The 24,931-nt window shown below is 40.6% G+C and carries 28 protein-coding genes, 1 tRNA gene and 1 other RNA gene; 18 read left to right on the top strand and 12 right to left on the bottom strand.

Annotation, left to right across the window (positions count from 1 at the left end; genetic code table 11):
* Window positions 1-7 precede the first annotated feature (7 nt).
* Both WG989_RS17665 and WG989_RS17660 read right to left on the bottom strand, forming a co-directional pair.
* A complete protein-coding gene (locus WG989_RS17665) occupies window positions 8-508 on the bottom strand; it encodes a GNAT family N-acetyltransferase (RefSeq protein ID WP_340431373.1) in 501 nt (166 codons plus the stop codon).
* A gap of 154 nt (window positions 509-662) precedes the next feature.
* Window positions 663-2,255 (bottom strand): peptide chain release factor 3, encoded by a 1,593-nt coding sequence (locus WG989_RS17660; protein WP_340431372.1) that lies wholly within the window; start codon window positions 2,253-2,255, stop codon window positions 663-665.
* A gap of 165 nt (window positions 2,256-2,420) precedes the next feature.
* Here WG989_RS17660 and WG989_RS17655 point away from each other — a divergent pair, with 165 nt between their 5' ends.
* The 3 genes from WG989_RS17655 to WG989_RS17645 all read left to right on the top strand — a co-directional run bounded on the left by WG989_RS17655 (window position 2,421) and on the right by WG989_RS17645 (window position 5,618).
* Complete coding sequence (locus tag WG989_RS17655) at window positions 2,421-3,668, top strand: ABC transporter permease (RefSeq protein ID WP_340431371.1); 1,248 nt, start codon at window positions 2,421-2,423, stop codon at window positions 3,666-3,668.
* Window positions 3,669-3,755: 87 nt separating this feature from the next.
* Window positions 3,756-4,796, top strand: a complete 1,041-nt coding sequence (gene tsaD, locus WG989_RS17650) for a tRNA (adenosine(37)-N6)-threonylcarbamoyltransferase complex transferase subunit TsaD (protein ID WP_340431370.1) — start codon at window positions 3,756-3,758, stop codon at window positions 4,794-4,796.
* A 96-nt stretch (window positions 4,797-4,892) separates the two neighbouring features.
* On the top strand, window positions 4,893-5,618 hold the full coding sequence (locus WG989_RS17645) for a tRNA1(Val) (adenine(37)-N6)-methyltransferase (RefSeq protein WP_340431369.1): 726 nt from the start codon (window positions 4,893-4,895) through the stop codon (window positions 5,616-5,618).
* 27 nt (window positions 5,619-5,645) lie between these two features.
* Here WG989_RS17645 and WG989_RS17640 read toward each other — a convergent pair whose 3' ends face one another.
* Window positions 5,646-6,848, bottom strand: coding sequence for an NAD(P)-dependent oxidoreductase (locus WG989_RS17640; RefSeq protein WP_340431368.1), 1,203 nt, complete (start codon window positions 6,846-6,848; stop codon window positions 5,646-5,648).
* Window positions 6,849-7,023: 175 nt separating this feature from the next.
* Between WG989_RS17640 and WG989_RS17635 the strand changes: the two genes are divergently transcribed.
* The 3 genes from WG989_RS17635 to WG989_RS17625 all read left to right on the top strand — a co-directional run bounded on the left by WG989_RS17635 (window position 7,024) and on the right by WG989_RS17625 (window position 8,249).
* Window positions 7,024-7,107, top strand: a tRNA-Leu gene (locus tag WG989_RS17635).
* 338 nt (window positions 7,108-7,445) lie between these two features.
* Entirely contained in the window at window positions 7,446-7,739 is a 294-nt protein-coding gene (locus WG989_RS17630) for a hypothetical protein (protein ID WP_340431367.1), read from the top strand.
* A 3-nt stretch (window positions 7,740-7,742) separates the two neighbouring features.
* The gene (locus WG989_RS17625; RefSeq protein WP_340431366.1) at window positions 7,743-8,249 is read left to right on the top strand and encodes an SRPBCC family protein; all 507 of its coding nucleotides are present in this window, start codon (window positions 7,743-7,745) and stop codon (window positions 8,247-8,249) included.
* Window positions 8,250-8,305: 56 nt separating this feature from the next.
* Here WG989_RS17625 and WG989_RS17620 read toward each other — a convergent pair whose 3' ends face one another.
* From WG989_RS17620 to WG989_RS17595, 6 genes are read right to left on the bottom strand one after another with little or no spacing between them, the layout of a single operon-like run.
* Entirely contained in the window at window positions 8,306-9,022 is a 717-nt protein-coding gene (locus WG989_RS17620; protein ID WP_340431365.1) for an SDR family oxidoreductase, read from the bottom strand.
* A gap of 50 nt (window positions 9,023-9,072) precedes the next feature.
* Complete coding sequence (locus tag WG989_RS17615; protein WP_340431364.1) at window positions 9,073-10,167, bottom strand: FAD-binding domain-containing protein; 1,095 nt, start codon at window positions 10,165-10,167, stop codon at window positions 9,073-9,075.
* A 7-nt stretch (window positions 10,168-10,174) separates the two neighbouring features.
* Window positions 10,175-10,558: a DoxX-related protein gene (locus WG989_RS17610; RefSeq protein WP_340431363.1), complete on the bottom strand. Its 384-nt coding sequence runs from the start codon at window positions 10,556-10,558 to the stop codon at window positions 10,175-10,177.
* The gene (locus tag WG989_RS17605) at window positions 10,555-12,003 is read right to left on the bottom strand and encodes an SDR family oxidoreductase (protein ID WP_340431362.1); all 1,449 of its coding nucleotides are present in this window, start codon (window positions 12,001-12,003) and stop codon (window positions 10,555-10,557) included. The genes WG989_RS17610 and WG989_RS17605 overlap by 4 nt, the downstream gene beginning before the upstream one ends.
* Before the next feature lie 3 nt (window positions 12,004-12,006).
* Window positions 12,007-12,279 carry a TIGR03643 family protein gene (locus tag WG989_RS17600; protein ID WP_340431361.1) on the bottom strand — a complete coding sequence of 91 codons (273 nt, stop codon included), beginning with the start codon at window positions 12,277-12,279 and terminating at the stop codon, window positions 12,007-12,009.
* A complete protein-coding gene (locus WG989_RS17595) occupies window positions 12,276-13,757 on the bottom strand; it encodes a cryptochrome/photolyase family protein (RefSeq protein ID WP_340431360.1) in 1,482 nt (493 codons plus the stop codon). The genes WG989_RS17600 and WG989_RS17595 overlap by 4 nt, the downstream gene beginning before the upstream one ends.
* A gap of 51 nt (window positions 13,758-13,808) precedes the next feature.
* On the opposite strand from WG989_RS17595, the gene WG989_RS17590 reads away from it, so the two are divergent.
* Genes WG989_RS17590 through WG989_RS17580 form a run of 3 tightly spaced genes read left to right on the top strand, consistent with a single transcriptional unit; the run spans window position 13,809 to window position 15,603 of the window.
* A complete protein-coding gene (locus WG989_RS17590) occupies window positions 13,809-14,438 on the top strand; it encodes a flavin reductase family protein (RefSeq protein ID WP_340431359.1) in 630 nt (209 codons plus the stop codon).
* Window positions 14,439-14,460: 22 nt separating this feature from the next.
* Window positions 14,461-15,153, top strand: coding sequence for a Sir2 family NAD-dependent protein deacetylase (locus WG989_RS17585; protein ID WP_340431358.1), 693 nt, complete (start codon window positions 14,461-14,463; stop codon window positions 15,151-15,153).
* Between the two features lie 12 nt (window positions 15,154-15,165).
* Window positions 15,166-15,603, top strand: coding sequence for a hypothetical protein (locus WG989_RS17580; RefSeq protein ID WP_340431357.1), 438 nt, complete (start codon window positions 15,166-15,168; stop codon window positions 15,601-15,603).
* Between the two features lie 72 nt (window positions 15,604-15,675).
* Here WG989_RS17580 and fsa read toward each other — a convergent pair whose 3' ends face one another.
* The 3 genes from fsa to WG989_RS17565 all read right to left on the bottom strand — a co-directional run bounded on the left by fsa (window position 15,676) and on the right by WG989_RS17565 (window position 17,932).
* Complete coding sequence (gene fsa, locus WG989_RS17575) at window positions 15,676-16,329, bottom strand: fructose-6-phosphate aldolase (RefSeq protein WP_340431356.1); 654 nt, start codon at window positions 16,327-16,329, stop codon at window positions 15,676-15,678.
* Window positions 16,330-16,403: 74 nt separating this feature from the next.
* Window positions 16,404-16,503, bottom strand: an RNA gene (gene ffs / locus WG989_RS17570) — signal recognition particle sRNA small type.
* Between the two features lie 124 nt (window positions 16,504-16,627).
* Window positions 16,628-17,932 (bottom strand): type IX secretion system plug protein, encoded by a 1,305-nt coding sequence (locus WG989_RS17565; protein ID WP_340431355.1) that lies wholly within the window; start codon window positions 17,930-17,932, stop codon window positions 16,628-16,630.
* 90 nt (window positions 17,933-18,022) lie between these two features.
* Here WG989_RS17565 and WG989_RS17560 point away from each other — a divergent pair, with 90 nt between their 5' ends.
* From WG989_RS17560 to WG989_RS17520, 9 genes are all read left to right on the top strand, one after another.
* The gene (locus WG989_RS17560; RefSeq protein WP_340431354.1) at window positions 18,023-19,342 is read left to right on the top strand and encodes an ABC transporter permease; all 1,320 of its coding nucleotides are present in this window, start codon (window positions 18,023-18,025) and stop codon (window positions 19,340-19,342) included.
* A 150-nt stretch (window positions 19,343-19,492) separates the two neighbouring features.
* Window positions 19,493-19,957: a hypothetical protein gene (locus WG989_RS17555; protein ID WP_340431353.1), complete on the top strand. Its 465-nt coding sequence runs from the start codon at window positions 19,493-19,495 to the stop codon at window positions 19,955-19,957.
* A gap of 44 nt (window positions 19,958-20,001) precedes the next feature.
* A complete protein-coding gene (locus WG989_RS17550; protein WP_340431352.1) occupies window positions 20,002-20,394 on the top strand; it encodes a DUF1801 domain-containing protein in 393 nt (130 codons plus the stop codon).
* Between the two features lie 27 nt (window positions 20,395-20,421).
* A complete protein-coding gene (locus WG989_RS17545) occupies window positions 20,422-20,787 on the top strand; it encodes a DUF2200 domain-containing protein (RefSeq protein ID WP_340431351.1) in 366 nt (121 codons plus the stop codon).
* Between the two features lie 174 nt (window positions 20,788-20,961).
* Window positions 20,962-21,840 (top strand): ChaN family lipoprotein, encoded by an 879-nt coding sequence (locus WG989_RS17540; protein WP_340431350.1) that lies wholly within the window; start codon window positions 20,962-20,964, stop codon window positions 21,838-21,840.
* Between the two features lie 183 nt (window positions 21,841-22,023).
* Window positions 22,024-22,506: an SgcJ/EcaC family oxidoreductase gene (locus WG989_RS17535; protein ID WP_340431349.1), complete on the top strand. Its 483-nt coding sequence runs from the start codon at window positions 22,024-22,026 to the stop codon at window positions 22,504-22,506.
* A 37-nt stretch (window positions 22,507-22,543) separates the two neighbouring features.
* Entirely contained in the window at window positions 22,544-23,374 is an 831-nt protein-coding gene (locus WG989_RS17530) for a DUF6597 domain-containing transcriptional factor (RefSeq protein ID WP_340431348.1), read from the top strand.
* A 128-nt stretch (window positions 23,375-23,502) separates the two neighbouring features.
* On the top strand, window positions 23,503-24,144 hold the full coding sequence (locus tag WG989_RS17525; RefSeq protein ID WP_340431347.1) for a PKD domain-containing protein: 642 nt from the start codon (window positions 23,503-23,505) through the stop codon (window positions 24,142-24,144).
* A gap of 47 nt (window positions 24,145-24,191) precedes the next feature.
* Window positions 24,192-24,890: a PKD domain-containing protein gene (locus tag WG989_RS17520; RefSeq protein ID WP_340431346.1), complete on the top strand. Its 699-nt coding sequence runs from the start codon at window positions 24,192-24,194 to the stop codon at window positions 24,888-24,890.
* Window positions 24,891-24,931: the final 41 nt, after the last annotated feature.

Genomic DNA, 24,931 nt, shown 5'->3' with positions numbered 1-24,931 from the left:
TAAACGCTCATCTCTTGCTTATCTCAAATACCATTACCTCATCGCCCTCGTGTTGCATGTTTTCTTTAAATACAAAACCGCATTTCAACAACACTTTCTGCGAGCCGATATTTTCTGCAACGGTTAACGCATGCACTTTTTCATTTGGAATAGTACGGAACACATAATCAAATGAAGCCATTACCAATTCAGTTGCTAATCCTTTACCATGAAAAGGTTTCAGCAATGCATAACCCAAATGAATATGATCGCTGTTGTTGATGGAGAGTAATGAAAATGAACCGGCGAAACGATTGTCATCTTTTGTAAACACGGCAAAGCGTCCAAGTCCGGGATGATCGGTATAAAATTTCAGATTTTCTTCAAGAAACGCATCGCTTTGTTCTCTTGTCTTTGGCTCTCGTATATACTGCATGATCTCAGCATCACCATTCAACGCAAAGAAAATAGCTTCATCCTCCTTTGTATAAGGTTGCACGTATAAGCGTTCTGATTCGAAAAGTATCATGACCAATTTCTGCTTATTTTAAACTGAAATCACAAACCAGCCTGTCAGCAGACAGCTCTATAATCTGCAATTAAGAAGTGGCGGGGGCGGCCCTCGCACTTCCAACTTCGTACTTTCAACTTTGTACTTTCTACTTCGTGCCTCGTACTTCTCTTCATCCTTCTTTATGTATCTCACTCGTAAAGTGAAATTCAATATCAGGATTATTTTGTCGCTCGGTATTTAAGAACCATTCACTTTGTGCCAGATAAACCAGGTGCCCGTCTTTATCGGCTGCAATATTATTGGTTTTAAAACGGGTGAACTCGTCCAGTTTCTTTTGATCTTTACTGGTGATCCAGCAGGCTTTGTAATAAGGCATGGCTCTGAACTCTGCACTGGCGCCATATTCCTGCAACAAACGATATTGAATTACTTCAAACTGCAGTTCGCCCACACAACCAATGATCTTTTTATTTCCACCAAACTGTGTGAACAACTGTGCAACACCTTCATCGGTCAATTGCAACAAACCTTTTTCCAGTTGCTTCGTCTTCATCGGATCTTTGTTCACCACTTCTTTAAACAACTCAGGTGAGAAAGAAGGAATGCCGGTGAAGTAAAAATTTTCACCTTCCGTCAACGTATCGCCGATTTTAAAATTACCTGTATCAAACAAACCCACCACATCGCCGGGATAAGCTTCTTCAATTACATCTTTCTGTCGGGCCATGAACGAATAAGGATTACTGAAACGTACATCCTTATCTAACCGGACGTGATGATAATATTTGTTACGTTCAAACCGTCCGCTGCATACACGAAGGAAGGCAATACGGTCCCTGTGCTTCGGATCAAGGTTGGCGTGAATTTTAAAAATAAAACCACTGAATTTATCTTCCTGCACATCTAAATGGCGGGTTGATGTTTCCCTGCTTTGTGGCAAAGGTGCAATGCGTATAAATGTGTCAAGCATTTCCCTTACACCAAAATTATTTACGGCACTGCCAAAGAATACGGGTGCCACTTTTCCTTTCAGGTATTCATTGATATTCAAATCACCATATACACCATCTACCAGTTCCACATCTTCACGCAACATGTTTGCATCAATATCACCAACTTTCTGATCAAGGATCGAATCGCTGAGATCGTTGATCTTTACAACATCCTCATCACTTGCTTTTGTGTTGGCAGTAAACAGTACCAGCGATTTTTTATCTAAGTCATATACCCCTTTAAAATCTTTACCGCTGTTGATGGGCCAGGTCATGGGGTGGAGATGCAGGCTGAGTTCTTTTTCCACTTCTTCTAATAAGTCAAAACGATTCTTTCCGTCACGATCCATTTTGTTAACAAACACGATCACCGGTGTATCACGCATGCGACACACTTCCATTAAGCGGCGTGTTTGATCTTCCACACCATTCACACTATCGATCACCAGTATTACACTGTCAACAGCCGTTAAGGTGCGGTACGTATCTTCTGCAAAATCTTTGTGACCCGGTGTATCGAGGAGGTTGATGAGCGTTCCGTTGTATTCAAACGTCATTACCGATGTAGCAACAGAGATACCACGTTGCCGTTCGATCTCCATAAAATCACTCGTTGCATGTTTCTTGATCTTATTGCTTTTTACAGCACCCGCCACCTGTATAGCGCCACCAAACAACAATAACTTTTCCGTTAATGTGGTTTTACCGGCATCGGGGTGAGAGATGATGGCAAATGTGCGGCGGCGATTAATTTCGTTTGTAAATTTCATTTCGAAGTTCATGGTTCATAGGTCATGGTTAATAGTATTTGTGGTTGGCTATGAACTATTAACTATAAACTATCGGCCTTTTTAAGCCCGCAAAGGTAAGCCTCCAGTGCCTTCCATTCGTAATAATTTTCCCTCCGGTTCAGCTTTTCAGTTTAAATTTGACGCATGCGTAAAACCTTTGAAATTTTCTGGAACAGCCTCTTATTTGCTGTGCAGGAATTGCGTAAAAATAAACTGCGTACGTTTTTAAGCTTGCTGGGTATCACCTTTGGTATTTTCTGTATCATCAGTGTTATGGCAACGGTGGGTAGTTTGGAAAGCAGCATTAAAAACGAATTCAAAACGTTCGGTAACAATACCATTTATGTACAAAAATGGCCGTGGGGCGGTGGCGGAGAATATCCCTGGTGGAAGTATGTGAACAGGCCTAACAGCAAATTCAAAGAAATGGCACCCGTAAAAGAACGGATGTCGCTGGCCAGCAATGTGGCCTATACCTATTTTAATGCATCAAGTATCGACTATAACGATGTATCGCTTGCAAGTGTAAGTTGGTATGGTATTACGGAAGAGTTCAGCGTAATACAACCCATTGAGATCGGCTGGGGACGTTATCTTTCGTCCAATGAATTTGCATACGGTACTGCGAGTGTGGTGATGGGGTACAATGTAGCAGAAAAGCTATTTGAGAAAGCAGAATATGCCTTGGGTAAAGCGGTTTCCATTAAAGGCCGTAAAGTAAATGTGATCGGAATTATTAAAAAGCAGGGACAAAACCTGCTCGGTGGATGGGACTTTGATAATGTAATTATGATCCCTTACCGTTTTGCAAGCCAGATCGGGAATGAAAACCGTAGCGATGGGTTCATGATCGTAAAGGGAAAAGAAAATGTACCGGTTGAAGATCTGAAGAATGAGTTGCGTGGCGTAATGCGTAGTGTACGGAAACTGAATCCAAAACAGGAAGATAATTTTGCACTGAATGATGTCAGCAGCGGTGCTACACAGATCAGTTCAATTTTTAGTGGAATGACGATCGGGGGAATAGCAATCACCATCCTGTCGTTTATTGTGGGCATTTTTGGTGTAGCCAATATTATGTTTGTAACTGTTCGGGAGCGTACCAGTATCATCGGATTGAAGAAAGCGATTGGTGCAAAACGCAGGACCATACTTGCTGAATTTTTAATGGAGAGTGCCTTTCTCTGTGTACTGGGTGGAATCATAGGATTGGCATTAGTATTCGGACTGACCTTTATACTAACCAGCGTATTTAAGTTTCAGGTATTTATTTCCATGGGACTATTTCTTGGTGCTGTAGGCGTTTGTATTTTCACCGGAATTCTTGCAGGTATTATTCCAGCTTTTATTGCAGCGAAAATGGATCCGGTGGTAGCAATACGGAGCAAATAAATGAGTGAAGAGTAATGAATGATGAATTAGGCAGGTTGCTGTATTTTTACATTCTTAATTTTTCATTTTTAATTTTTCATTTTCCTTTTGGTTACTATTCTTGCTATCGAATCTTCCTGCGATGAAACCTCCGCTTCCGTTTGTCGGGACGGTGTGATCCTTTCCAACATCATTGCTACACAAGCTGTGCATGAACAATATGGGGGTGTTGTGCCGGAATTGGCCAGCAGGGCACACATGCAGAATATTGTGCCGGTTGTTGATGAAGCCCTGAAGAAAGCAGGCGTTGAACAAAAAGAATTGAATGCTGTTGCGTTTACGCAAGCTCCCGGATTGATTGGTTCTCTACTGGTAGGAACACAATTTGCCAAATCACTTTCGTTAGCGTTGGATATTCCGTTGATCGCTGTGCATCATATGCAGGCGCATGTAATTGCTAATTTGATTGCAGAACAAAAACCTTCGTTTCCTTTTCTTTGTTTAACGGTAAGCGGCGGTCACACACAAATTGTTTTGTGCGAAACTGCAACTCAAATGAAAGTACTTGGCGAAACAATTGACGATGCTGCGGGTGAAGCGTTTGATAAAACAGCAAAGCTGCTCGGACTTCCATATCCTGGTGGTCCGCTCATTGATAAATATGCCCAACTTGGCAATCCCGATCGGTTTAAATTTCCTGAGCCGCAAATTCCTGATCTCAACTTTAGTTTCAGTGGATTGAAAACATCCATTCTATATTTCCTGCGTAATGCAGGTACAAGTCTTGTTTACAAAGAAGAATTTTTAAAAACGGAGGAAGAGCAAAAACAATTTATTGCTGATAACCTGAATGATATTTGTGCTTCGGTGCAACAACGTATTGTTTCGATACTACTCAACAAGCTGAAGAAAGCATCCAAGCAAACAGGCATCACACAAATTTGTCTGGCTGGTGGAGTAAGTGCCAACAGTGGTTTACGAAAAGCCTTTACAGAAATGGGAGCGAAGCATGGTTGGAAAACATATATCCCTTCGTTTGAATATTGTACAGACAATGCCGGTATGATTGCAATGACGGGTTATTATAAATACCTGGCAAATGACTTTACATCGTTGAGTGTAAACCCAAGTGCAAGAGCGGAATGGTAACATCATCAGCCTTTAGCCGATAGCCATTGGTTGTAAGCCAATACTCATCACTCATTCATAATGCCCAACAACTATTTTCAATTCAAACAATTTACCGTGCAGCAAGAGAAAGCTGCATTGAAAGTAAGTACTGACAGTTGCTTGTTTGGAGCGTGGGTAGCGGCAGAAGTAAGAAGTATGAAGTACGAGGTACGAAGTGCGGACAACTTACTAGCTACTCACCATTCACCACTCACTATACTTGATATTGGTGCCGGAACAGGATTACTGATGTTAATGCTTGCACAGAAATGCGATGCATTGATCGATGGAATTGAAATTGATGAACCATCTTATCAGCAAGCAAAAGAGAATATTGAAGCCTCCCAATGGAAGGAACGACTGCAATTGTTTCATGCTGATGTTAAGCAATTCAATTTTTCAAAAAAGTATGATCTTATTATTTCCAATCCGCCATTTTATGAAGGCGATTTAAAATCAAATGCTGCCAACCGAAATGTAGCGATGCATGATGAGGGATTGAAGCTGGATGAATTAATAACAGTTGTTGATGCTAATTTAACTGCAGACGGAAACTTTGCTGTATTGCTTCCTTATGTGCGTGCAGAGCGAATGATCGAATTGGCGAAAGGAGTCGATCTTCATCTTCAAACGCATGTGCAGGTAAAACAAACGGTAAGGCATGGGTTTTTCCGGTCGATATTAATGTTCAGCAGAGAGAAAACAGAGCCATCATTTCCAGAATTTTCGATCAAGGATGAAAACAATCAATACACAAATGAATTTGTGAGTTTATTGAAGGATTACTATTTGTATTTATGACGCACATCGTAAATCTAACATCGTATATTATTTCACAGCAGCGTACTCTTTCAAATAGTCATACTCTTCCGTTAACACGCCTTTCTTCAACATAGTTGCCCGTTCAAGAATTGCAGAACCACCTTTTGCCAGATCTTCCAGTACATACTTGATCAATTGCTCACCAAAATAACGGGATGCATCACGAGGTAATTCATTCGGCAAATTCGCAACCGCCATCACATCAACAGAAGTGGGCAAATAAGGCGCTGTTTTTTGCAATGTGGTCTTATCAACCCCATACACCGGATCTTGAATTGTTGAGTCGCCGATATTGATCGGGATAGAACCTCCGGTATCGTTAGTAACATCAGCAATGGTTTGAATTTTAAAGGAAGGATTACGGAATTCATCCAGTGTAAATAAGGAGGGAATGGTTTTATCCCAGTACACCCCATTCAATAAAATATCTGTCTGCTTTACGAAAGGAGAGAAGCTGCATTTGTATTCTTCCGGATGTTCATGAAAGTTGTCACGGTTGTAGGTACCATCGTCTTTGCGTTCATACAAGTCTCGACCTTTCAAATGCACATACACCGGGTATTCATATTGGCGATGTAAATAATCGAACGGTTCCACTTCGTTAACGCCGAGCAGGTTCATGATCTCCAATAAGCCATGCGCCACACGACCACTGCCGGTAATAGCGATCTTAATTTTTGGAAGCTTCAATCCAAAATAGGTATGGATCAGTTGGCGGTAATCCCGTACATCGCCCACACGTCCCAAATGGAATGCACCTGTGCGAGTACCGAAAGCCATCATGCCATTGTGTGCCCCAACAATGCCTGCAAAAAATCCGAAGCCAATAATGCGTTGACCGTCGTCGTGGGTTAAACATTCATAATCGATGAGGGTAATGTTTTTCTCAACCATCGCCCGCATCAGTTTTTGATTGTTTGCCTGCGCCTTTTTAGTATGCGAAAAGAAAAGGTAAGTTTTACCGGGAATCAATTGATCAACGGGCACTTCTTTGATGCCAAAGAGTACATCGCATTCGCTCAAGTCTTCTTTTACTTCGACACCGGCAGCTCGGTACTCTTTATCGCTGAAACAGCGGGAAGAACAGGTTTGAACGATCACCTTAACATTCTCAGCATTCTTATGAACCCACTTGCATTGTGAGGGAGTGAGGGCTACCCGGTTATCGGCTGGTATTTTTCCTTCTCTGATAAGTCCTATTGTAAGCATTCCAATCGTTTAAGGGATCGCAAGATAAGATTTCAGAAAAACCTAACCCGAACTCATAAAAAATTTCATACGAAAGCAAAGATTCTGTAATATTGCAGCCCCAAAGGAAAGCCTTTTGCCTCTACGTAAAATGCTTGGGCCGGAGGAAGAGTTCTTAAAAAAGTATTAGTCACATGCCCATGTGGCGGAATTGGTAGACGCAGCAGACTCAAAATCTGCCATTCGCAAGGATGTGAAGGTTCGATTCCTTTCGTGGGCACATTTTTTTTTACCCGTACTTCAAATGAAGGCGGGTTTTTTTATGTCCGTCAGTCGCCCCGGTCCAACGGCATTTAATGCGTCTTTTATGAATTGTTCTTTTGTTGTAAATTTTGTATTCCCTGTACGCATTAGAATTGCAGATACAAATGAAGTTTTATTTAACATCCGTTTGTCCTTCTATGCAATCGTTCCCATCATTCGTCCAATTTTATGAAAGTTATCGTTTGTTGAATTCGTAACTTTGTAAACCGATCGTTCGATCAACATTCGTTAAAATCCCTTGCTGAGCGAACAATTTCGCCTCCCGTTTATTATTCATTACATAATACAATCACCATGCGAAAAGGAATTGCAGAAGCCCGTAGTGCTACGATCGAATTCAATAAAAAAGCATTGGATCAATTGCAAAGCAAGGGTTACAAATTTGTTCAGGTAAAAGGATTAACAGTTGACAAACATTACGATTATGTAGAACCGCATTTTCTGGTGCTTGTCCCTATGAAAGAATTGCCTACTGATCCATTCAAGCGGGATATTTATGAGCCTATCAGCAGTGAATTGTTGTATCAGTGGGCGAGTGAGAAAAATGAGTATCCTGAAATTGTCATCGCAAATAATTTATACAATTAACCAATGGCAACGTTCTCGTTAAAGACCGTACAACAGATCCCTGTTGATATAGAAACGGCCTGGGAATTTTTTTCCAATCCGGCAAATCTGCAAAAGATCACACCAAATGATCTTGGTTTCAAAATTCTTTCGAAACATCACGGTGCAAAAATGTATCCGGGACAGATCATCGAATATAAAGTGAAGCCCGTGCTTGGAATTCCCATCTACTGGATGACGGAGATCACCCATGTAAAGGACAAGGAATTTTTTGTAGACGAACAACGCTTTGGTCCCTACCAGTTATGGCATCATCAACATCATTTTAAAGTGATTGAAGGTGGTGTGGAGATGACGGATATTGTGCATTACAGAAACCCACTGGGTTTTTTAGGGAACATTGCGAATGCCTTATTTGTGAAAGCGCAATTGAAGAAAATTTTTGAATACAGGATCAAAGTTGTAGAAGAAATGTTTGGTAAGTGGCCAACAACACAAACGAACAGTGTGGAATTTCATAAAGCAGCATAAACGAAAAACCGTTTCTATAAAACAAGAACGGCTGCCAATTGGCAGCCGTTCTTGTTTTATATTGCCTGATGGTTGAATGGTTGTACCACCATTTCACTTACCACTGCACTGGTTGGCTGCTGGCATAAAAACCAGATCGCTTTTGCTGCTTCTTCTGCCATTACCATTTTATCACGTTGTACACGCAAATCAATGGTATCCCAGAAAGGCGTATCAACACCACCAAGAAATAAATTGGTGATACGTATTTCTGTCCGCTTCACTTCTTCCCGAATGCTTTGCATCATACCGTTCAGCCCGTACTTCGATGCACTGTAAGCAGCCGCACCCAACATCGGCACTTTGCCCAATATGCCGGGAATATTAATGATCAAACCTTTCTTTGTTTCTTTCATGTTGGGTAAAAATGCTTTCACCAACAGGAAAGGTGCATACAAGTTGGTATTAATAGTTTGCATAAACTCATCTTCTGTTAATGTATCAGATGATTTGATAATACCAAGACCGGCAGCATTTACCAATATATCAATAGTAGGATATTGTGCAAAGAACTGTTCTTTCAACACTGTAACCTCAGCAGGCTTGCTGATGTCAAGTGCCAGTGTTTTGGATGAGGGAAGGTTTAACTCCTGCGCCAATGCCGCCAGTTTTTCGCTGTTACGACCTGCCAGGAATAAATTGGCGCCGCTGCCTGCTAATAATTTAGCCACTCTGCTGCCAATGCCACCTGTTGCACCAACGATCAATACATTTTTATTTTTTACTGATTCCATGAAATGAGTTTATGCTTTAACAAAAAAGAGATGCTTTGGTTGAGCGACTGCTATAAATAACGTTCACATTTTTTCCAATAGCTGAAAAATGAATTGAAGTAACCTGTAACCTGCGGAAACATCCAGTCACCGCTGTCTTTAGTTCCTGTATAATGTTCAAAGGCGGGATGTTCTTTGGAGATGATGACTGCATTGCCTGCTAATTGCATCAGTTCATTCAACTCACCCACAAAAAGCTGTATGCCTTCAATATTCTTCGACAGGTCGAGAATGAACTGCAGCACTTTTCCACTCACCGGATAATTGGTAAAATGCGATGGCTCCAGTAACAGTATTCGGTTGACATCTTCTTCTTTGCGCCAGTTAGGATCGAGGTTGTAGGAGTTATAGATCAATACAGGTTTTGATGGATCAATGTTGATTGCAGCTGCTGTTGGCAATTCTGTGTGTAATGATAAAGCAACTGTTTGTTGCAATGCATCCGGGATATCCATCTCCGGTAATTCTTCATAGCTCTTATCAAGAAATGTATTGCGTTGATTGCTGTTGCAATTCTTGTTGATGTTTTCCTGGTTGCAATAATATTTTTTTGAAGAGAAGGCTGCTGCCACCCATTGCCAGCTGCAGTTATTACTTGCCAGATCGCCATCGAGCAAATGATAATACATCCATTTCGATGGTTGCTGCCAATGAGCTTTACCGATATTACAAACAATGGATGCCGTGTACATGCGTGCATGATTGTGCATATAACCTGTGTCATACAGTTTGCTGATCTGCTCATCGATCGCTTCAATACCTGTTGCTGCATTTGCAACACACCCGATCATTTGTGTATGTTTTGCATCAAGCTGCTCTTGTTTCAACGCAGTGTTAATAGCTGCTGTTCCTTTTGCCTGCCACACACGCTGAAAATATTCACGCCAGGCGAGTTCCTGCAGAAATTTCTCTACCTGGTAAGGTTTGTAACCTTTTTGCAGTACTATTTCTTTTACCTGCTTTACACTGATCACACCACGTGAAATATAGGGCGACAGATAGGTAACATCACCATCAATAAAATTTCTCGTTTTCCCGTAACGGACGGGATCAACGTTTTCAATACGTTCAAGAATAGCAGCATACTCTGCAGGAAATGAATTCATCTTCTGTTTATTTAATTGTACGGCATTTGTATGCCCAATAGATTAAAATGGGATGTATCACAAGCAAACGAACCCATGCTACCCATGCAGGTACGCACAAGGAATCGCTTAAGCAACCACCTTTCTGGATAAAGTAAATATGTGCAGGCAAAAAAGCAATCAACAGAAACAGGATGGCATTGCAGCCAAGTTTTCTTGTTGATGGAATCAATACGGCAATGCCTGCTAAAACTTCACCTGCACCACTTACATAGTTGAGCAGTGAATGATTCGGAAAGTAATCGGGTATCAACGGCAAATAAAAATCAGGATTGATAAAATGATTGACGCCGCCGAGAATAAAAAAAATGCCTAAGAGCCAGACAGCGATCTTGGGTAAATGTTTTTTCATGCGTTCTGTTTCTCTTCTTTAATGAGTTGATTGATCATGCCATTGAAAATAAAATAGTGAAAAGGCACTACACTGTACCAATACAAACGGCCCCAGATTCCTTTCGGACGAAAGGTTGCAACCTGCCTTAACTGTAATTTATTTTTCAGCTTCATAATGCGGAATTCCAGCCAGGCTTCACCGGGTAATTTCATTTCAGCATACAACAGTAAACGTTTTTGTGTTTTATCTGCTACCAGTACACGCCAGAAATCCAATGCATCACCGGCTTCAATCCGGCTGGTATTTGTTCGTCCACGACGTAAACCAACACCGCCAAATAACTTATCAATAAAGCCACGTAGCAGCCAGAGATGATTGCCGTAATACCAACCCGTTCCGCCACCAATGCTCCAGATCTTTTTTAAAATGGCATCCACCTGCTCGGGTTTTATCTCCCGTTGTTTTACATCCCGGTAACAACCAAACTCCGGTACACGCATGTATTGCATTAACTGCAACGATGTTTTGCTGCTGCTGAATGCATCTTTCCAACTGCTCACCACCATGTTCTGTTCGATCTTTTCAAATGCAAGTGCCACCGCTTCTTTATACGTAAATGGTTTTATGTTTAATTCTTTTTCGAGATCATTTGGTCGGCAAATCACATCCACTTTCATACTGTTTACCAGGTTCACTGCAAGCGGATAAGAAGTGGACGTAAGAAAGTATAACCAATAGGAAGAAATGCGTGGTGTCATTACAGGTAAGGTATAGATGTAGCGTTTCAGTCCACGTACTTCAGCAAACTGTAAGATCATTTGTTTATAAGTAAGTATTTCATTTCCGCCAATATCAAAATCCTGATTGTAGGTTGATGTTTTCAACATCACACCCATTAAATACTGCAATACATTTCGCACAGCAATGGGCTGGCATTTGGTATTAAGCCATTGTGGAGTGATCATCACCGGTAGTTTCTCTGTAAGGTCACGAATGATCTCAAACGATGCACTGCCCGAACCCACAATAATACCTGCACGTAAAATAGTTAGCGGAATAGAGGTTGTTTTTAAAATACTTTCCACATGTAAACGGGAGGTGAGGTGTTGCGATAAATGCGCCGCATTAACAATGCCTCCGAGATAAATAATCTGTTGCGTATTCGTTTGTTTGATAAGTGCATTGAAGTTTTCTGCGCAGGTTTGTTCTTCTGCTTCAAATGTGCCTGCAGCTGATGTCAAGGAATGAATGAGATAAAAAGCCACATCCAATTCGACAGGTAATTGCACCGTACCCGGATTAAGAAAATCAATTTCAATAATATGAATTTTCGGGTGACGATACTCAGCATCAAAACGTTCTTTGTTTCGAACGCAGCAATAAATGATATGATCCTCCTGCAACAGCAATTGAATGAGTCGCTGACCGATATAACCATTGGCACCTGTAAGGAGGATGTTCATTGTTTATCGTTTGCTGATTTTGTTCATGCTGATGCTACGTTGACGATTACATTTAAAACGGTTGACATCATCACCTCGTAAAGCTATGTGTTTGGTGGATCGACCGGCCATACGTTTGCGCCACATACGAAAGCTAGATGGTTTGCTATTGGTACGCATAAAAGCAATCACATCTTTTTCCTTCAAGCCGAACTGCAGTTCAATAGCTTCAAAAGGAGTACGGTCTTCCCAGGCCATTTCAATAATGCGGTCTTTATCTTCTATTGTAAAATTCATTGGTCAAGTTGTTGTAAAAATTTTTCAGCGTTCTTCAAATGGGTTTGCTGTTTTTCAGCCGCCATCTTATCAAATGTGTTGATCAGCATACCAAGTCGTGGATTTTGTAAAAAGAAACTCCTGTGTACATGCATAAATCGCCAGAACAAACCATCCCAAACTTGTTGCCAATCACCTTTCTCATAATCACTCATCTTCATTAAGTAATTACTGCCGCTGACGTAGGGTTTGGTGGTCATGAGTCCGCCATCTGCAAACTGCGTCATGCCATATACATTAGGCACCATCACCCAATCATACGAATCAATAAATAGTTCCATGAACCAACGATATACTTCATCAGGATCAAATTCGCAGAGCAACATAAAATTACCCAGCACCATCAGGCGTTCAATGTGGTGACAATAACCCGTCTTCAATACTTTTTTTATTGTTTCATCAATCGGTAAAATTCCAGTTGTACCATTCCAGAAACTCTCCGGTATTTTCCGTTTGAACTGCCAGTAGTTGGTGGTGCGTTGTTTTGTGCCTTCACGTTCGTACACAATGCGGATGAACTCACGCCAGCCCATGACCTGTCGCACAAAACCTTCTAATGAGTTGAGTGGTATATTATGCTTCGCTGCCTCGTTCAGCACTTTGTCCAACACCTGTTGCGGTGTAAGCAAACCAATGTTAAGCATGGGAGTTAACACCGAGTGATGCAGGATGTCTTCTTTCGTTACAATCGCATCTTCATAAATGCCGAACTGTTGAAAACGTTGTTCAATAAATTCATCAAGCCATTGCTCCGCTTCATCAAAACTGCAAACAAAAAAGTGCGGAGCATCAACGGAACCATAGTTATCAGCAAAATGCTTTTCTACATAGTCGGTAGCTTCTTTGATGTAGCTGTTTTGTTTTGGAAACTTTACAACAGGCGGTGTTTGCTTCTTCGGATATTTTTCCCTGTTCTCTGCATCAAAGGTCCATTTTCCGCCGAGTGGTTTGCCATCTTTCTCTAATAATATCTTTCGCAGCTTGCGTTGATGTGTATAGAAGTCGGTTTGGAAATAAGTTTTCTTTTTGCTGAAGTAATCAGCTACCTCATCCATCGTATTCAAAAAGCCCGGTGTTGCATGAATGATGAGTTTGATCTTGTGCTGCAGGCAGGTTTCTTTGATGCGTTTCAATAACCAGTTATCAGCCACATCAGCAATATGAATTTCAGTGATCTGTTGTTTTGCCAACGAAGCAATCAGTTTGCGTACATCATTTTCTGCTTCGGTTGTTTCAATATAGTTTACCTCGTAAGTATTTTCTTTCAGCCATTGTGCATAAAACTGCATCGATGCACGGTGCAGCAGCAGCTTCTGCTTATGGAATTTGTATTGACGGAAAAATAACCATTCTTCGATCAAATAAACAGGACGGCTTCCATCAAGTGCCGGATGCGACTTGAACAATTGGTGAGGAAAAATCAACGTAACAGAACTCATAGAAAAACACAACAATTTTCAATGCAGAATGTTTAGCATTCAAAAAGAACAATGGCTTTCTTCAGTTTGGCAGATATTCAGAGTTGGGAACGTTTTTACAGAGGTAATTTCATCAACAGTCTCAGTGGTTTTAAAAGTGCCAGTTTAATTGCGACTGTTAACAATGAAGGAGTCAGTAATCTCGCTATTTTCAGCAATATTGTACATATCGGAGCTGATCCTGCACTCATCGGGTTTGTAAACCGACCACGTGAAGCTGCGCCGCATACACTCGGGAATATTGAAGAAACGGGAGCATATACTATCAATCTTATTCCTGCAAATCTCATTGAACAGGCGCATCAAACCAGTGCAAAGTATGCAGAGAGTGAATTTAACGCTGTTGGGTTAACCGAAGAATTGACGGAACACAGCAAAGCTCCATTTGTGTTTGAAAGTCCGGTGAAATATGCCATGGAATTAAAAGAGATCATTCCCATCAAATTCAACAATACATTTTTTGTGATTGGTGCAGTTACAGCTGTGTTTGCAGATGAACAGATATTGGCTGCTGATGGTTTTCTTGATTTGGAGAAAGCCAACATCATTACTTCACTCGGTATTGATGGGTATTATGCAACGGAGAAGCTGGCAAGGTACAGTTATGCAAAGCCGGGCAAAGAACTTACCCGCATCGATTAAACTCTTTCTTTATTTTTGATGTATGCACAAAAAGAAACTGGTTGTACTCACCGGAGCAGGCATCAGTGCCGAGAGTGGCTTGCGTACATTTCGTGACAGTGATGGTTTATGGGAAGGTTATCAAATAGAAGATGTTGCCACACCACGTGCATGGCGAAAGAATCCGCAACTGGTGCTTGATTTTTATAATTACAGAAGAAAGGATGTGTTGAACGCCCAACCCAATGCAGCACATATTGGTTTAGCTGAATTGGAAAATGATTTTGATGTTACCATCATCACACAAAACATTGACGACTTGCACGAACGTGGCGGCTCCACCAATATTCTTCATCTGCATGGGCAGATACTAAAAATGCGTAGCGAACGTGACGAGCATTTGATCTATGATGTTAAAGGTGATATTATGCTAGGAGATAAAGCGGAGGATGGTGCACAGCTTCGTCCGCATATTGTATGGTTTGAAGAAGCGGTGCCGATGATTGAAGAAGCTGTGCCCATTGTAGAGAAAGCCGATTTTTTTGCAGTAGTCGGCACATCATTAATTGTTTACCCGGCAGCCGGATTAATTACTATAGCTGCAGATGCTATTCCCAAATTCATTGTCGATAAAAAGATTCCATATACATCTGCAATAGAGAATGTAACTGCGATTGAAAAACCGGCAACAGAAGGAGTGAAGGAATTACGGGAACGATTATTATCTTTCCTCTAAAATTAAACGATGATGGGTGGACTTATTCAGTTAGCCTTTTTGCTGGCATTTCTTGTACCATACATTTTTTTTGTATTGACTCTTTACCGAACAGCAGAACAAATTTCAATTCAAAACAGAAGGATTGTTCCTTCGCAGGTATGGCTGCTACTCATTCCACTCTTTAATCTCATTTGGATGTTTGTAGTGATCAATAAATTGGCGGCTTCCATAAAACAGGAGTGCGACAGGTTAAATATTACCTACACGCAGCAAACACCAACAAAAGATATCGGTAATATTTATGCACTCCTGGCTATTGCAAGCCTAATGCCTGTTATTGGTTTCTTCTTCGGGTTGGGAGCGTTGATCTGTTGGATTATTTATTGGACACAGGTTGCCCGTTACAGAAAACAGTTTATTGAAAACAAGGATAACGAATTGCTTGATGTAGAAAAACTTTCAGCGTAGTATTCATTCGTTTATACAATGCATAAAAAAAAGCTCCCGGTTACAGGAGCTTTTTGTGGATAAAGAGTTTACTTATTGAAACTTCTTTGCATCTTCTAAAAATTGCGCCAAGCCAATATCTGTTAACGGGTGTTTTAACAAACCAAGGATTGAACTCAACGGACAGGTACAAACATTTGCGCCTAATTCAGCTGCCTGGATAATGTGCAACGGTGTGCGGATCGATGCGGCAAGAATTTCTGTTTCAAAACCCTGCAATGAGTAGATATTAGCAATTTGACCGATCAACTCCATACCATCCCAACCGCCATCGTCAATACGGCCAATAAAAGGAGATACATATGTAGCACCTGCTTTTGCCGCAAGAATTGCCTGGCCCGCACTGAATACTAACGTACAGTTGGTTTTAATACCGTTATCGCTAAAATATTTTAAGGCTTTAATACCATCTTTGATCATCGGCACTTTCACCACAATGTTTGGGTGAATTGCAGCCAGTTTTTTACCTTCTTCAACCATGCCTGCAAAATCGGTGCTGATCACTTCTGCACTGATATCGCCATCCACCAATTCGCAAATGGTTTTGTAATGCTGCATGATGGCATCGGTTCCTTTAATGCCTACTTTGGCCATTAACGAAGGATTGGTAGTAACGCCATCAAGAATTCCTAATTCATTGGCTTCTTTGATTTGGGCGAGGTCGGCCGTGTCAATAAAAAATTTCATTGTAAAAGTTTGGTTGTTTTGAAGATGAAAAATGCTCAGTTTGTAAAGGGGCATCTTCAAACAGAAAAAGAAAAAAATGGCAGGTTACTTACATCGCACCGCTACAACCGCTTACCCTTGCTGCGTTCCCACCCTGGGGGAGTTCAGCAGGAGCTGGTCGTGCAAGACCTGCCGGCGCAAAGATAGGGGAATGAGGGAAAAGTTGAAGGTTGAAAAGTTGAAAGTTTTAAAGTTTGTTCAAAACCCTGTCAGTAGTTTAAAACCTGACGGCGGTTGATAATGTAAACCGATTCTGTTCTTACAATATTCTGTTGTTATTAAAGTTCGGTCTGTTTGCCAACGAGTTTACCTGCATCATGCCAACTAATTCATCAACACGTCCGCCCAATGGTTTGTAATACACAAGAATGGTGTATGTGTTCTCTGCTTCCCACCAGTTGCCTTCTGTTACTTCGGTGCTTACCTCATTTGTTTTTTTATCCTTCGTTACATAAATATAATCGTACAAAGCTTGCTTCAACATCTGTTTGTTTTCGTACATGCCTGTTTCTTCATTAAAAATTAAGCGATTGGCATCCGTTAATTCATAGTTGGTAAACTCACCAAAAATGTACAAATCTTTATTGGGTATCGCTGAACGATCGGGCGTTGAATAGCGGAACAATACTGTTGCATAATCGCCCTGCCAATACGGATTGTTCTGTTCAATATTCATCAACTGGTAAAAGCCATTGAAATCCCGGTAGTACATGTACCGCAGATCTTTCCGTTCGCCTTCAGGTTTTATGTATAATGTTTGTCCCGTGTTGGTATAATCACCTTTCTCTACACGATCGGTTTGTAAACGGAAACTTGTAAGATCAACCCATCGCCATTCTTTCTGTGCCGGAAACAATGCCTGGTTTTCGGTATTGTATTCAAGAATATTCTGGCGGATAAATGTTGGCTGAAGGTTGGTAATACTATTATCCCAACGATAGTTCTGCAGAATCACTACTTTGATCTGTTGAAAAATATTGGTGGGTTTAATGTTTTGTGCATTAACGCTGAACTGTAATTTCTGATGTGTTTTACCAATAAACGTATTGAACGGCTGCACTACTGTAGCGCCGGCAGTAATTCTTGTATCAAGCACCAAAAAACGCTTGGTAAATGCCACTTGCGATGTATCGCCATTTACAAAAACTTTCAAAATATAATTGCCGCTTTTGGTGGGCGATGTATTCCGGTCGGGCAGGTTGCAGGTATAATGCGTATAACGGGTAAGTACAAGCGAAGAATTGCGATAGGTGTTGATGCGTACGTTCGAAAATCCTTTCATATAATCGAACTGACTTACCATGGCGGGTGTCCAGTCGGCATTGCAAAGTGCAAATGTGTAGGAATAATATTTTACATCGGCATCCATATCATCAAAATGAAGCTCCAGCTGATCGTTACTGTTCAACCGCATAATGGGGTAGCTCAGCTGATCGCCTTTTGCATGGAACTTGACCGAACGGATATTGCTTTTGTATATTTTATCGGCCTGCTGTGCAGCAACGGTGCTGCAGAAAAAGAAACCTGAAACAAGAAAAGGAAAAAGGCGTTTGATCTGGTGCATGATGCTGTTTATTTATAACCTGACGTTACAGAGATTCAAAACAAGTGGAAATAGTTGCTTTTTGTGCAAGGTTGCCAACCTTCTTGTAAAATGCTGAAAAAATCTGCAACCCCATACAAGGTTGGCAACCTTTATTCACAGAAACCATTAGTTTTACAACCTTTCAAAGATAAAGATTTGAACATTGCCTCCTTTATAGCACGCCGGTTGGTTTTTCAAAAGAATCAATCCTTTTCAAGGTTCATCATCCGCTTGTCAACGGTGGCCACAGCCATCAGTGTAGCAGTCATGATCCTGGCCTTTGCATTTGTAGAAGGCTTTCAATACACCGTCAGCAGCAAAGTATTCAGCTTTTGGGGACACTTGCGGGTACAGCAGCAACAATCGTCAGCTTCGGGTTTGGCAGAAGAATTGCCGGTGGAGCAAAACGATTCGGTTTATCAAATCCTCAAATCACATCCCAATGTGCAACTGGTGGATGCATTTGCAACCAAATCGGCAATGTTGAAAACCAATGAAACCATTGAAGGGGTATTGTTGAAAGGAGTGGACAAACAATTTTCCAGCAAACGGTTACAACCTTTCATGCAGGAAGGAAAGTGGCTGGCGTTTGACGATAGTGTACAGAACAACGAGATCGTTATTTCAACGTACACGGCCAAGCAGATCAATGCCAAAGTGGGCGACCGGATCCTTATTTATTTTATTGATAACAACAGCACGGCCCCCCGTGTGCGGCCTGTTACCGTAAGCGGTATTTATAAAACAGGGATCGAGGAATACGATAAAACATTTGCGATCATTGATATGAATCTCATCCGGCGTTTAAACGGATGGAGTAATACACAGATCGGGGGTTATGAAATAACCTTGAAAGATTACCGCACCGATTACAAAACCAACAATCAACTGCTCGATCAGTTACCTGTTGTTTGGTTCAGTACACCGCTGCGTGAAATTTATCCGAACATCTTCGATTGGCTGGCATTACAAAGCACCAATAAAACGGTGATCTTAATCATCATGTGTATTGTAGCAGTCATCAATTTAATTTCCTGCTTAATTATTCTTGTACTTGAACGCTCTCGTATGATAGGGTTGCTCAAAGCCACCGGTGCAACTAACGGGCAGGTACAGGTGATTTTCTGGAACCAGGCATTGATCATTACTTTGGTAGGATTAACATTAGGCACCGTGTTGGGTCTTGGTATTTGCTGGCTGCAACAAACAACAGGCTTTATTAAACTGGATGAAGCTGCGTACTATGTTTCTACTGCACCCATTCGTGTATTGTGGTGGCAGGTAGTGCTCATCAACGTCGTTACATTTGTCGTAAGCTTTTTAATTTTATTTATTCCTTCGTTGTTGGTGAGGAAGATGAGTCCGGTGAAGGCGCTGCGGTTTGAGTGATGCCGAAGTAGGAGGTAAGAAGTACGAGGTACGAAAGCCCGACTGTAGTTTTTATAGTGAAGCAATATAAACTTTATTCAACGTAGGTAATTTTGCAAATATCTAAAGATGTTCGACGAGTATAACTTCAAACCACTTTTTAAGAAACTCATGAAATCAAAAGAGTTTGCAAGCAATGAAGTATTATTTTCTGTGTTTTTAAATATTGAGAAATACTCAAGTAATGATAGGGAAATCGCTTTTATGCTCGGACATTTAGTAAAAAGTAAGGATTACGAATTGTCTGATGATACAAAAGACTACATTCTTAAAGCGATAAATGAAGGCAAGCTTCGGGAATACTTTTTTCATAGAAAAGAACCCGAAGAGTTTAATTTTTGGATGATTTTACAATACCTGTTTCCTATTGTTGGGGCTATTGCCATTGCGACCGGGATTCTTAAGCTTATCGATGGAGACTTTCGGACAGGACTTAGTATAAGGTATGGTGTTGAGATAATGCGTGAAGGAGGTTATTTTTTAATATTCGGACTTATCTTTTTTTTAGGCGGACTGATACGAATACGGCATGAACGAAAGCGGATGCGGTTTCTGAAAAGTTTGATTACTTTTTAGTGACATCCATGAAATTTATACATGAAAGCTAAACAACATCGCAAATGCATACCGACATCAAATCATACAACAACAAGCAAACTGCTGCCGACAAAGTAATTTGTAACCGTCTTGCAACTATCATTGACAGTGAACTTTCTGAAGCGGAAAGTAAAGTATGGCATGCCCACCCGGTTTGGTTTTTGGAAGGCAATCCAATTGTTGGGTACAGTAAACAAAAGCCGGGTATCCGGTTAATGTTTTGGAGTGGTGCTTCTTTTGAAGAAGATGGTTTGAATGTGGTGGGCAAAAAATTTAAAGACGCATCTGTTTTCTACAACAACGTTTCCGAAATTGATGAGGCTCAACTAAAGCGTTGGCTGAAAAAAGCAAGCGCTATTCAATGGGATTACAAAAATATCGTAAAACGGAAAGGACAACTGGAACGATTGAAATAAATTGCAGCAAACCTTAAAACAGCAAACATGAACAGCACAGCTCATCATGACGATCGTATTGCAAAAATGACCTTCGCATCGGTATATCCTCATTATGTTACAAAGGTGGAAAAGAAAGGACGAACAAAAGAAGAGCTGCACCAGGTAATTGAATGGCTTACCGGATATAATGAAAAGAAGCTGCAGAAGCTAATTGACGAAAAAGTAACTTTTGAACAATTTTTTCAGCAGGCAAAGCTCCATGCCAATGCGCATCTTATTACAGGGGTTATCTGTGGTTATCGGGTAGAAGAAATTCAAAATCCATTAACACAACAGACCCGCTATCTTGATAAGTTAGTTGATGAGTTGGCCAAAGGCCGTAAAATGGAAAAGATATTAAGAGAAGCCTGAGCTATTATCTTTTGTGATGAAAGTTTGAATGCCGTTGTCTGTTCACCTGTAAGGTGACTGTACAACGAAGCATTATCATCAAAGTAAAAATATGGCGAGAGAAGTAAGCAGATAATTTTTCAATTTTTTGCGAATCAATACATCTACCGAAATACTTTTCATTAAATAATCAACATGCAGAAACTCTTTTTTACCACCGTACTCGTTTTTATCTGCTCAATTCTTTTAGCACAACAAAAACCGGCCTATGTGTTATACAATGCCAAGGGAAAGAAAGTGAGTTATGGCAGTATGCTCAAGCAGTTGATCAAACAGGATATGGTGCTTATTGGCGAGTTTCATAATAATCCCATCAGCCATTGGCTGCAACTGGAAATCACCAAAGATGCAAAGCAGCATCGCAATTTGATATTAGGCGCTGAAATGTTTGAACAGGATAATCAAGCCGCACTTGATCAATACCTGCAAGGGAAATTATCGGCCAAAGGACTCGATTCAGCTGCAAGGTTATGGCCCAACTATAAAACCGATTATGCACCACTCGTCAATTTTGCAAAAACAAACAACATCGCATTTGCAGCTACGAATATTCCACGCAGGTATGCAGCTTTGGTTTCCAAATCCGGCGTTGCAGCATTGGATACACTTCCCGATGCAGAGAAAAAATGGATCGCACCATTGCCGTTTTCGTTTGATTCTACATTGGCAGGATACAAAAACATGATGACGATGATGGCCGGTCACGGCTCCATGAATATGGTGCGGGCACAGGCGTCGAAAGATGCGACCATGGCGCATTTTATGTGGAAGTATTTTGTGCCCGGTAGTTTGTTTATTCATTACAACGGCAGCTATCATTCCGATAAACATGATGGCAAAGCCTCTGCTGATTACGATGGTATTGTGTGGTATCTCAAACAGGCACATCCCGAACTAAAGATCGCAACGGTAACAACTGTTTTGCAGAAAGACATCCATACATTATTGGCCGAACATAAGTTTAAAGCCGATTATATTATTTGTGTAGATGAAGATATGACCACGACGTATTGAGAGTTCATAGTTCATGGTTGATGGTTCATGGAGTTAATAGCTGGTAGGGTTGTTACACACATACTATTTTTTTAATAAGATCGAAACTTCTATTTATACTTTTCCGATTACTTGCATTTAACCTGATCATTACCTATTTTGTCGGTAGAAAATCACTATCGTCAAGTTTAAAACAGTACAGGGATGCAGGATAGCATAATAACCGGCATAGAAGAATTTTCATCATCGCATCCGCATGCTGATTCCATAATACAAATTCTCAATGAGCAGGCCAGGGGCTGGAACGAAGGGAATGCAGAAATGTATGCGAATGCATTTTCAGAAGATGGAAGTTTCACAAATATTTTTGGAATGTTTTTTAAGGGGCATCAAACCTTCTTTCAAAAACACGACATGATTTTAAAGAATGTATTCAAAAACTCTCGGTTCGAATACAAATTGGTTCACTTGCAATTTCCGGTTGATGAGGTGGCCGTTGTGGAAACATTAATAACTGTATCGGCATTTAATAAGTCAGGCTCTTTTAATCTGATCCACACAGATAAGGAAGGACGGATGTTTACGAGATTGGTTCAGGTGATGGTAAAGAAAATAAATAGTTGGAAAATTATATCCTATCATAATCTTGATATAAAGGAAGGCATTGCTATACCGGAGTTAGTATAATTTATTTTATCTCTTCTCATAATTTGAAATACGATATATGATATCCCGTAACATACAACCAGCTCCGGAATTACGGGAGTATATTTATCGTTACCGCTTACGTCATTTTTATTTTGATGGTACTAAAACAGTTCCGCTAAAACCTTTCCCACCGCGGCCGGAGCAATGCATTGTTTTTTATCCCCGGGGCGCTGAAACAATTGAATATCCCTCCAGCAGCATAACTGTACAGAGGCCACGTTCCATTATTTCAGGACAGTTTACTGAAAGGATCAACCGGTTAATTACTACACCCGAATTTTTGATGATATCGGTTGAGTTCCGGCCGGGCGCACTGCACCGGCTCACCGGACTGAATTTTGCTGAGCTAACAAATAAGTGTGAAGATGCAGAAGCGATGTTTTCTCCGGAACTTTACGGCATCAACTCCCGGTTATCCGGTGCAAGCTCTTATGAAGAAATGATCATGATCATTGAAGAATATTTGAAAGTACTGGCTGTAAGATCTTCAAGACCGCTCATTGCTGCAGACTATATTTTAGATGGTCTTATCAACTCAGGTGAAATTCTTACTGTTGATCAGCTTTCAAAAAAAGCCTATCTGTCGCCCAGGCAACTTGAACGGAAAGTAATGGAACGGATTGGAGTTTGTCCAAAAACATTTCTTAAACTTTCACGGTTTCACAAGTCGCTATTGCTGCGCTATGCACATCCTGAACGAAACTGGTTTTCGATTGCAATCGAAAGCGGCTACAATGATTACCAGCATTTGGTAAAGGAATACAAGACCTACACAGTTACTACACCCAATCTTTTTATTACGGAAGAATTTCGCTCACCCGGCAGAATTCTGGGCCTTACCAAATAAATACTTCGTTTCTCAGTTCATGGCAGAATCATTTTCGGTATTCAATAATGTCGTGTTTGTACCACCTATTATTTTTATTTCCTGCAGATATTTAAGGTAATCTTGTTTTTATAGGTAATTACACCGTTATGCAAAAATCTAACTTGTTATTCCTGCTGTTTTTTGTACTGCTTTTTATTTCCTGCAAAAATGAAGCAACACTTCCATCTGCTGTAAATCAATCTCCAAATGCTCCAAAAGCGTTTGCAGGTACAGATATCTTTATGATATTTCCTGTTAATTCGTGTACACTGAAAGGGGCGACTTATTATCCACAAAGCATTCAAACTATTTCTTGGAATAAGATTGGAGGTACCGGTTCTTTCGTCATAGAAAATTCAGGTTCATTTGTTACAGATGTACGTGATCTCGAAACGGGGATCCACTTATTTGAACTGACTATTATAAGCAAAGCAGGGTTAACCGGTAAAGACACTGTTTCTGTAACTGTATTTAAAGAAACAAAAGGGGAAAATGAACTCATTTTTGAAGATCGGCAGTGGAGCTGCCCGATGGGTTGCAACATACGAATTGAAAATTTCCACTCGTTCATACCTGCTGGTACTGCATTTAAGGTGTATGTAAAAAGAGACTTGTTTACTGAGTGGGTTGAAGCAATGAGTGGTAGCTGGAGCAAATACATGTGGACCATCTATAATAATGGGTTGGAGATACTGGAAGATCAAACCGAGAATCCGGAAGATACACCTGATGTAAAGATTGTTTTTTAGTTACTATATGTAGTTGAATATCTAAACCATCTTAAATTTTCTTTGTTATGAAGCAGTTTATCTCAATGCTGTTGTTGCTTTTTATTTTTATCTCCGGCTGCGAAAAGGAGGAACGCATTACAGGATATTCTACTAACACAATAAGTACTCCAACTGTAATAATAAATACTGCACCTGCGGCATTTGCCGGGCCAGATTTTTATATTGTGTTACCTGCTGACTCATTACTATTAAAAGGAAGGGTCCACGATACTCCTTCTGATGATATTGTACAACATAGCTGGAAGGAAATTTCCGGGCCATCTCGTAGTACAATTGACAGTCCCGACTTGTTGCAAACAAAGGTGCGTAATCTGTTAAAAGGAACTTATCAGTTCGAATTAACTGTTGTTGACAAAGGTGGGCTAATTGGAAAGGATACTGTTACTGTAGATATGAGGGATCCAATGGATCCAGGTTCAGAATTGATCTTCACAAATCTGGAATGGATATTTCCCTGGTATGCAGGAGTTGAAGTTCAAAATATCTATTGGTATCCAGCTCCCAAAAAAGTATTTATACAAAGAGGTTTTGACTCTACATGGGTAGAGGTAAACTATATTTCAGACAGCTATACCAACAATCTATATGAATACTTTATAGAAAAAAGGCCAGAGGGTGCCGGTATGTACAGCTATGGCAGTTTATATGTTTTTTATTATGGCAGCAATACAGATGATAGTCCGAAAGTGAAAATTCAATTTTAGTTTTTTCTCAACACTTTCTCTGCAGGGAATTTTAAAAACTA

This window comes from Lacibacter sp. H407 (genome assembly GCF_037892605.1).
Classification (GTDB): Bacteria; Bacteroidota; Bacteroidia; order Chitinophagales; family Chitinophagaceae; genus Lacibacter.
The sequence above is the reverse complement of the archived record's forward strand: the minus strand, read 5'-3'. Positions and strand labels throughout refer to the sequence as shown.

Bases quoted from the DNA above. Each gene is read 5' to 3' on its own strand.
- WG989_RS17665 (WP_340431373.1), bottom strand. From the start codon at position 508: ATGATACTTTTCGAATCAGAACGCTTATACGTGCAACCTTATACAAAG.
- WG989_RS17660 (WP_340431372.1), bottom strand. From the start codon at position 2,255: ATGAAATTTACAAACGAAATTAATCGCCGCCGCACATTTGCCATCATC.
- WG989_RS17655 (WP_340431371.1), top strand. From the start codon at position 2,421: ATGCGTAAAACCTTTGAAATTTTCTGGAACAGCCTCTTATTTGCTGTG.
- WG989_RS17640 (WP_340431368.1), bottom strand. From the start codon at position 6,848: ATGCTTACAATAGGACTTATCAGAGAAGGAAAAATACCAGCCGATAAC.
- WG989_RS17630 (WP_340431367.1), top strand. From the start codon at position 7,446: ATGCGAAAAGGAATTGCAGAAGCCCGTAGTGCTACGATCGAATTCAAT.
- WG989_RS17625 (WP_340431366.1), top strand. From the start codon at position 7,743: ATGGCAACGTTCTCGTTAAAGACCGTACAACAGATCCCTGTTGATATA.
- WG989_RS17620 (WP_340431365.1), bottom strand. From the start codon at position 9,022: ATGGAATCAGTAAAAAATAAAAATGTATTGATCGTTGGTGCAACAGGT.
- WG989_RS17615 (WP_340431364.1), bottom strand. From the start codon at position 10,167: ATGAATTCATTTCCTGCAGAGTATGCTGCTATTCTTGAACGTATTGAA.
- WG989_RS17610 (WP_340431363.1), bottom strand. From the start codon at position 10,558: ATGAAAAAACATTTACCCAAGATCGCTGTCTGGCTCTTAGGCATTTTT.
- WG989_RS17605 (WP_340431362.1), bottom strand. From the start codon at position 12,003: ATGAACATCCTCCTTACAGGTGCCAATGGTTATATCGGTCAGCGACTC.
- WG989_RS17600 (WP_340431361.1), bottom strand. From the start codon at position 12,279: ATGAATTTTACAATAGAAGATAAAGACCGCATTATTGAAATGGCCTGG.
- WG989_RS17595 (WP_340431360.1), bottom strand. From the start codon at position 13,757: ATGAGTTCTGTTACGTTGATTTTTCCTCACCAATTGTTCAAGTCGCAT.
- WG989_RS17590 (WP_340431359.1), top strand. From the start codon at position 13,809: ATGGCTTTCTTCAGTTTGGCAGATATTCAGAGTTGGGAACGTTTTTAC.
- WG989_RS17585 (WP_340431358.1), top strand. From the start codon at position 14,461: ATGCACAAAAAGAAACTGGTTGTACTCACCGGAGCAGGCATCAGTGCC.
- WG989_RS17580 (WP_340431357.1), top strand. From the start codon at position 15,166: ATGGGTGGACTTATTCAGTTAGCCTTTTTGCTGGCATTTCTTGTACCA.
- fsa (WP_340431356.1), bottom strand. From the start codon at position 16,329: ATGAAATTTTTTATTGACACGGCCGACCTCGCCCAAATCAAAGAAGCC.
- WG989_RS17565 (WP_340431355.1), bottom strand. From the start codon at position 17,932: ATGCACCAGATCAAACGCCTTTTTCCTTTTCTTGTTTCAGGTTTCTTT.
- WG989_RS17560 (WP_340431354.1), top strand. From the start codon at position 18,023: ATGCTGAAAAAATCTGCAACCCCATACAAGGTTGGCAACCTTTATTCA.
- WG989_RS17555 (WP_340431353.1), top strand. From the start codon at position 19,493: ATGAAATCAAAAGAGTTTGCAAGCAATGAAGTATTATTTTCTGTGTTT.
- WG989_RS17550 (WP_340431352.1), top strand. From the start codon at position 20,002: ATGCATACCGACATCAAATCATACAACAACAAGCAAACTGCTGCCGAC.
- WG989_RS17545 (WP_340431351.1), top strand. From the start codon at position 20,422: ATGAACAGCACAGCTCATCATGACGATCGTATTGCAAAAATGACCTTC.
- WG989_RS17540 (WP_340431350.1), top strand. From the start codon at position 20,962: ATGCAGAAACTCTTTTTTACCACCGTACTCGTTTTTATCTGCTCAATT.
- WG989_RS17535 (WP_340431349.1), top strand. From the start codon at position 22,024: ATGCAGGATAGCATAATAACCGGCATAGAAGAATTTTCATCATCGCAT.
- WG989_RS17530 (WP_340431348.1), top strand. From the start codon at position 22,544: ATGATATCCCGTAACATACAACCAGCTCCGGAATTACGGGAGTATATT.
- WG989_RS17525 (WP_340431347.1), top strand. From the start codon at position 23,503: ATGCAAAAATCTAACTTGTTATTCCTGCTGTTTTTTGTACTGCTTTTT.
- WG989_RS17520 (WP_340431346.1), top strand. From the start codon at position 24,192: ATGAAGCAGTTTATCTCAATGCTGTTGTTGCTTTTTATTTTTATCTCC.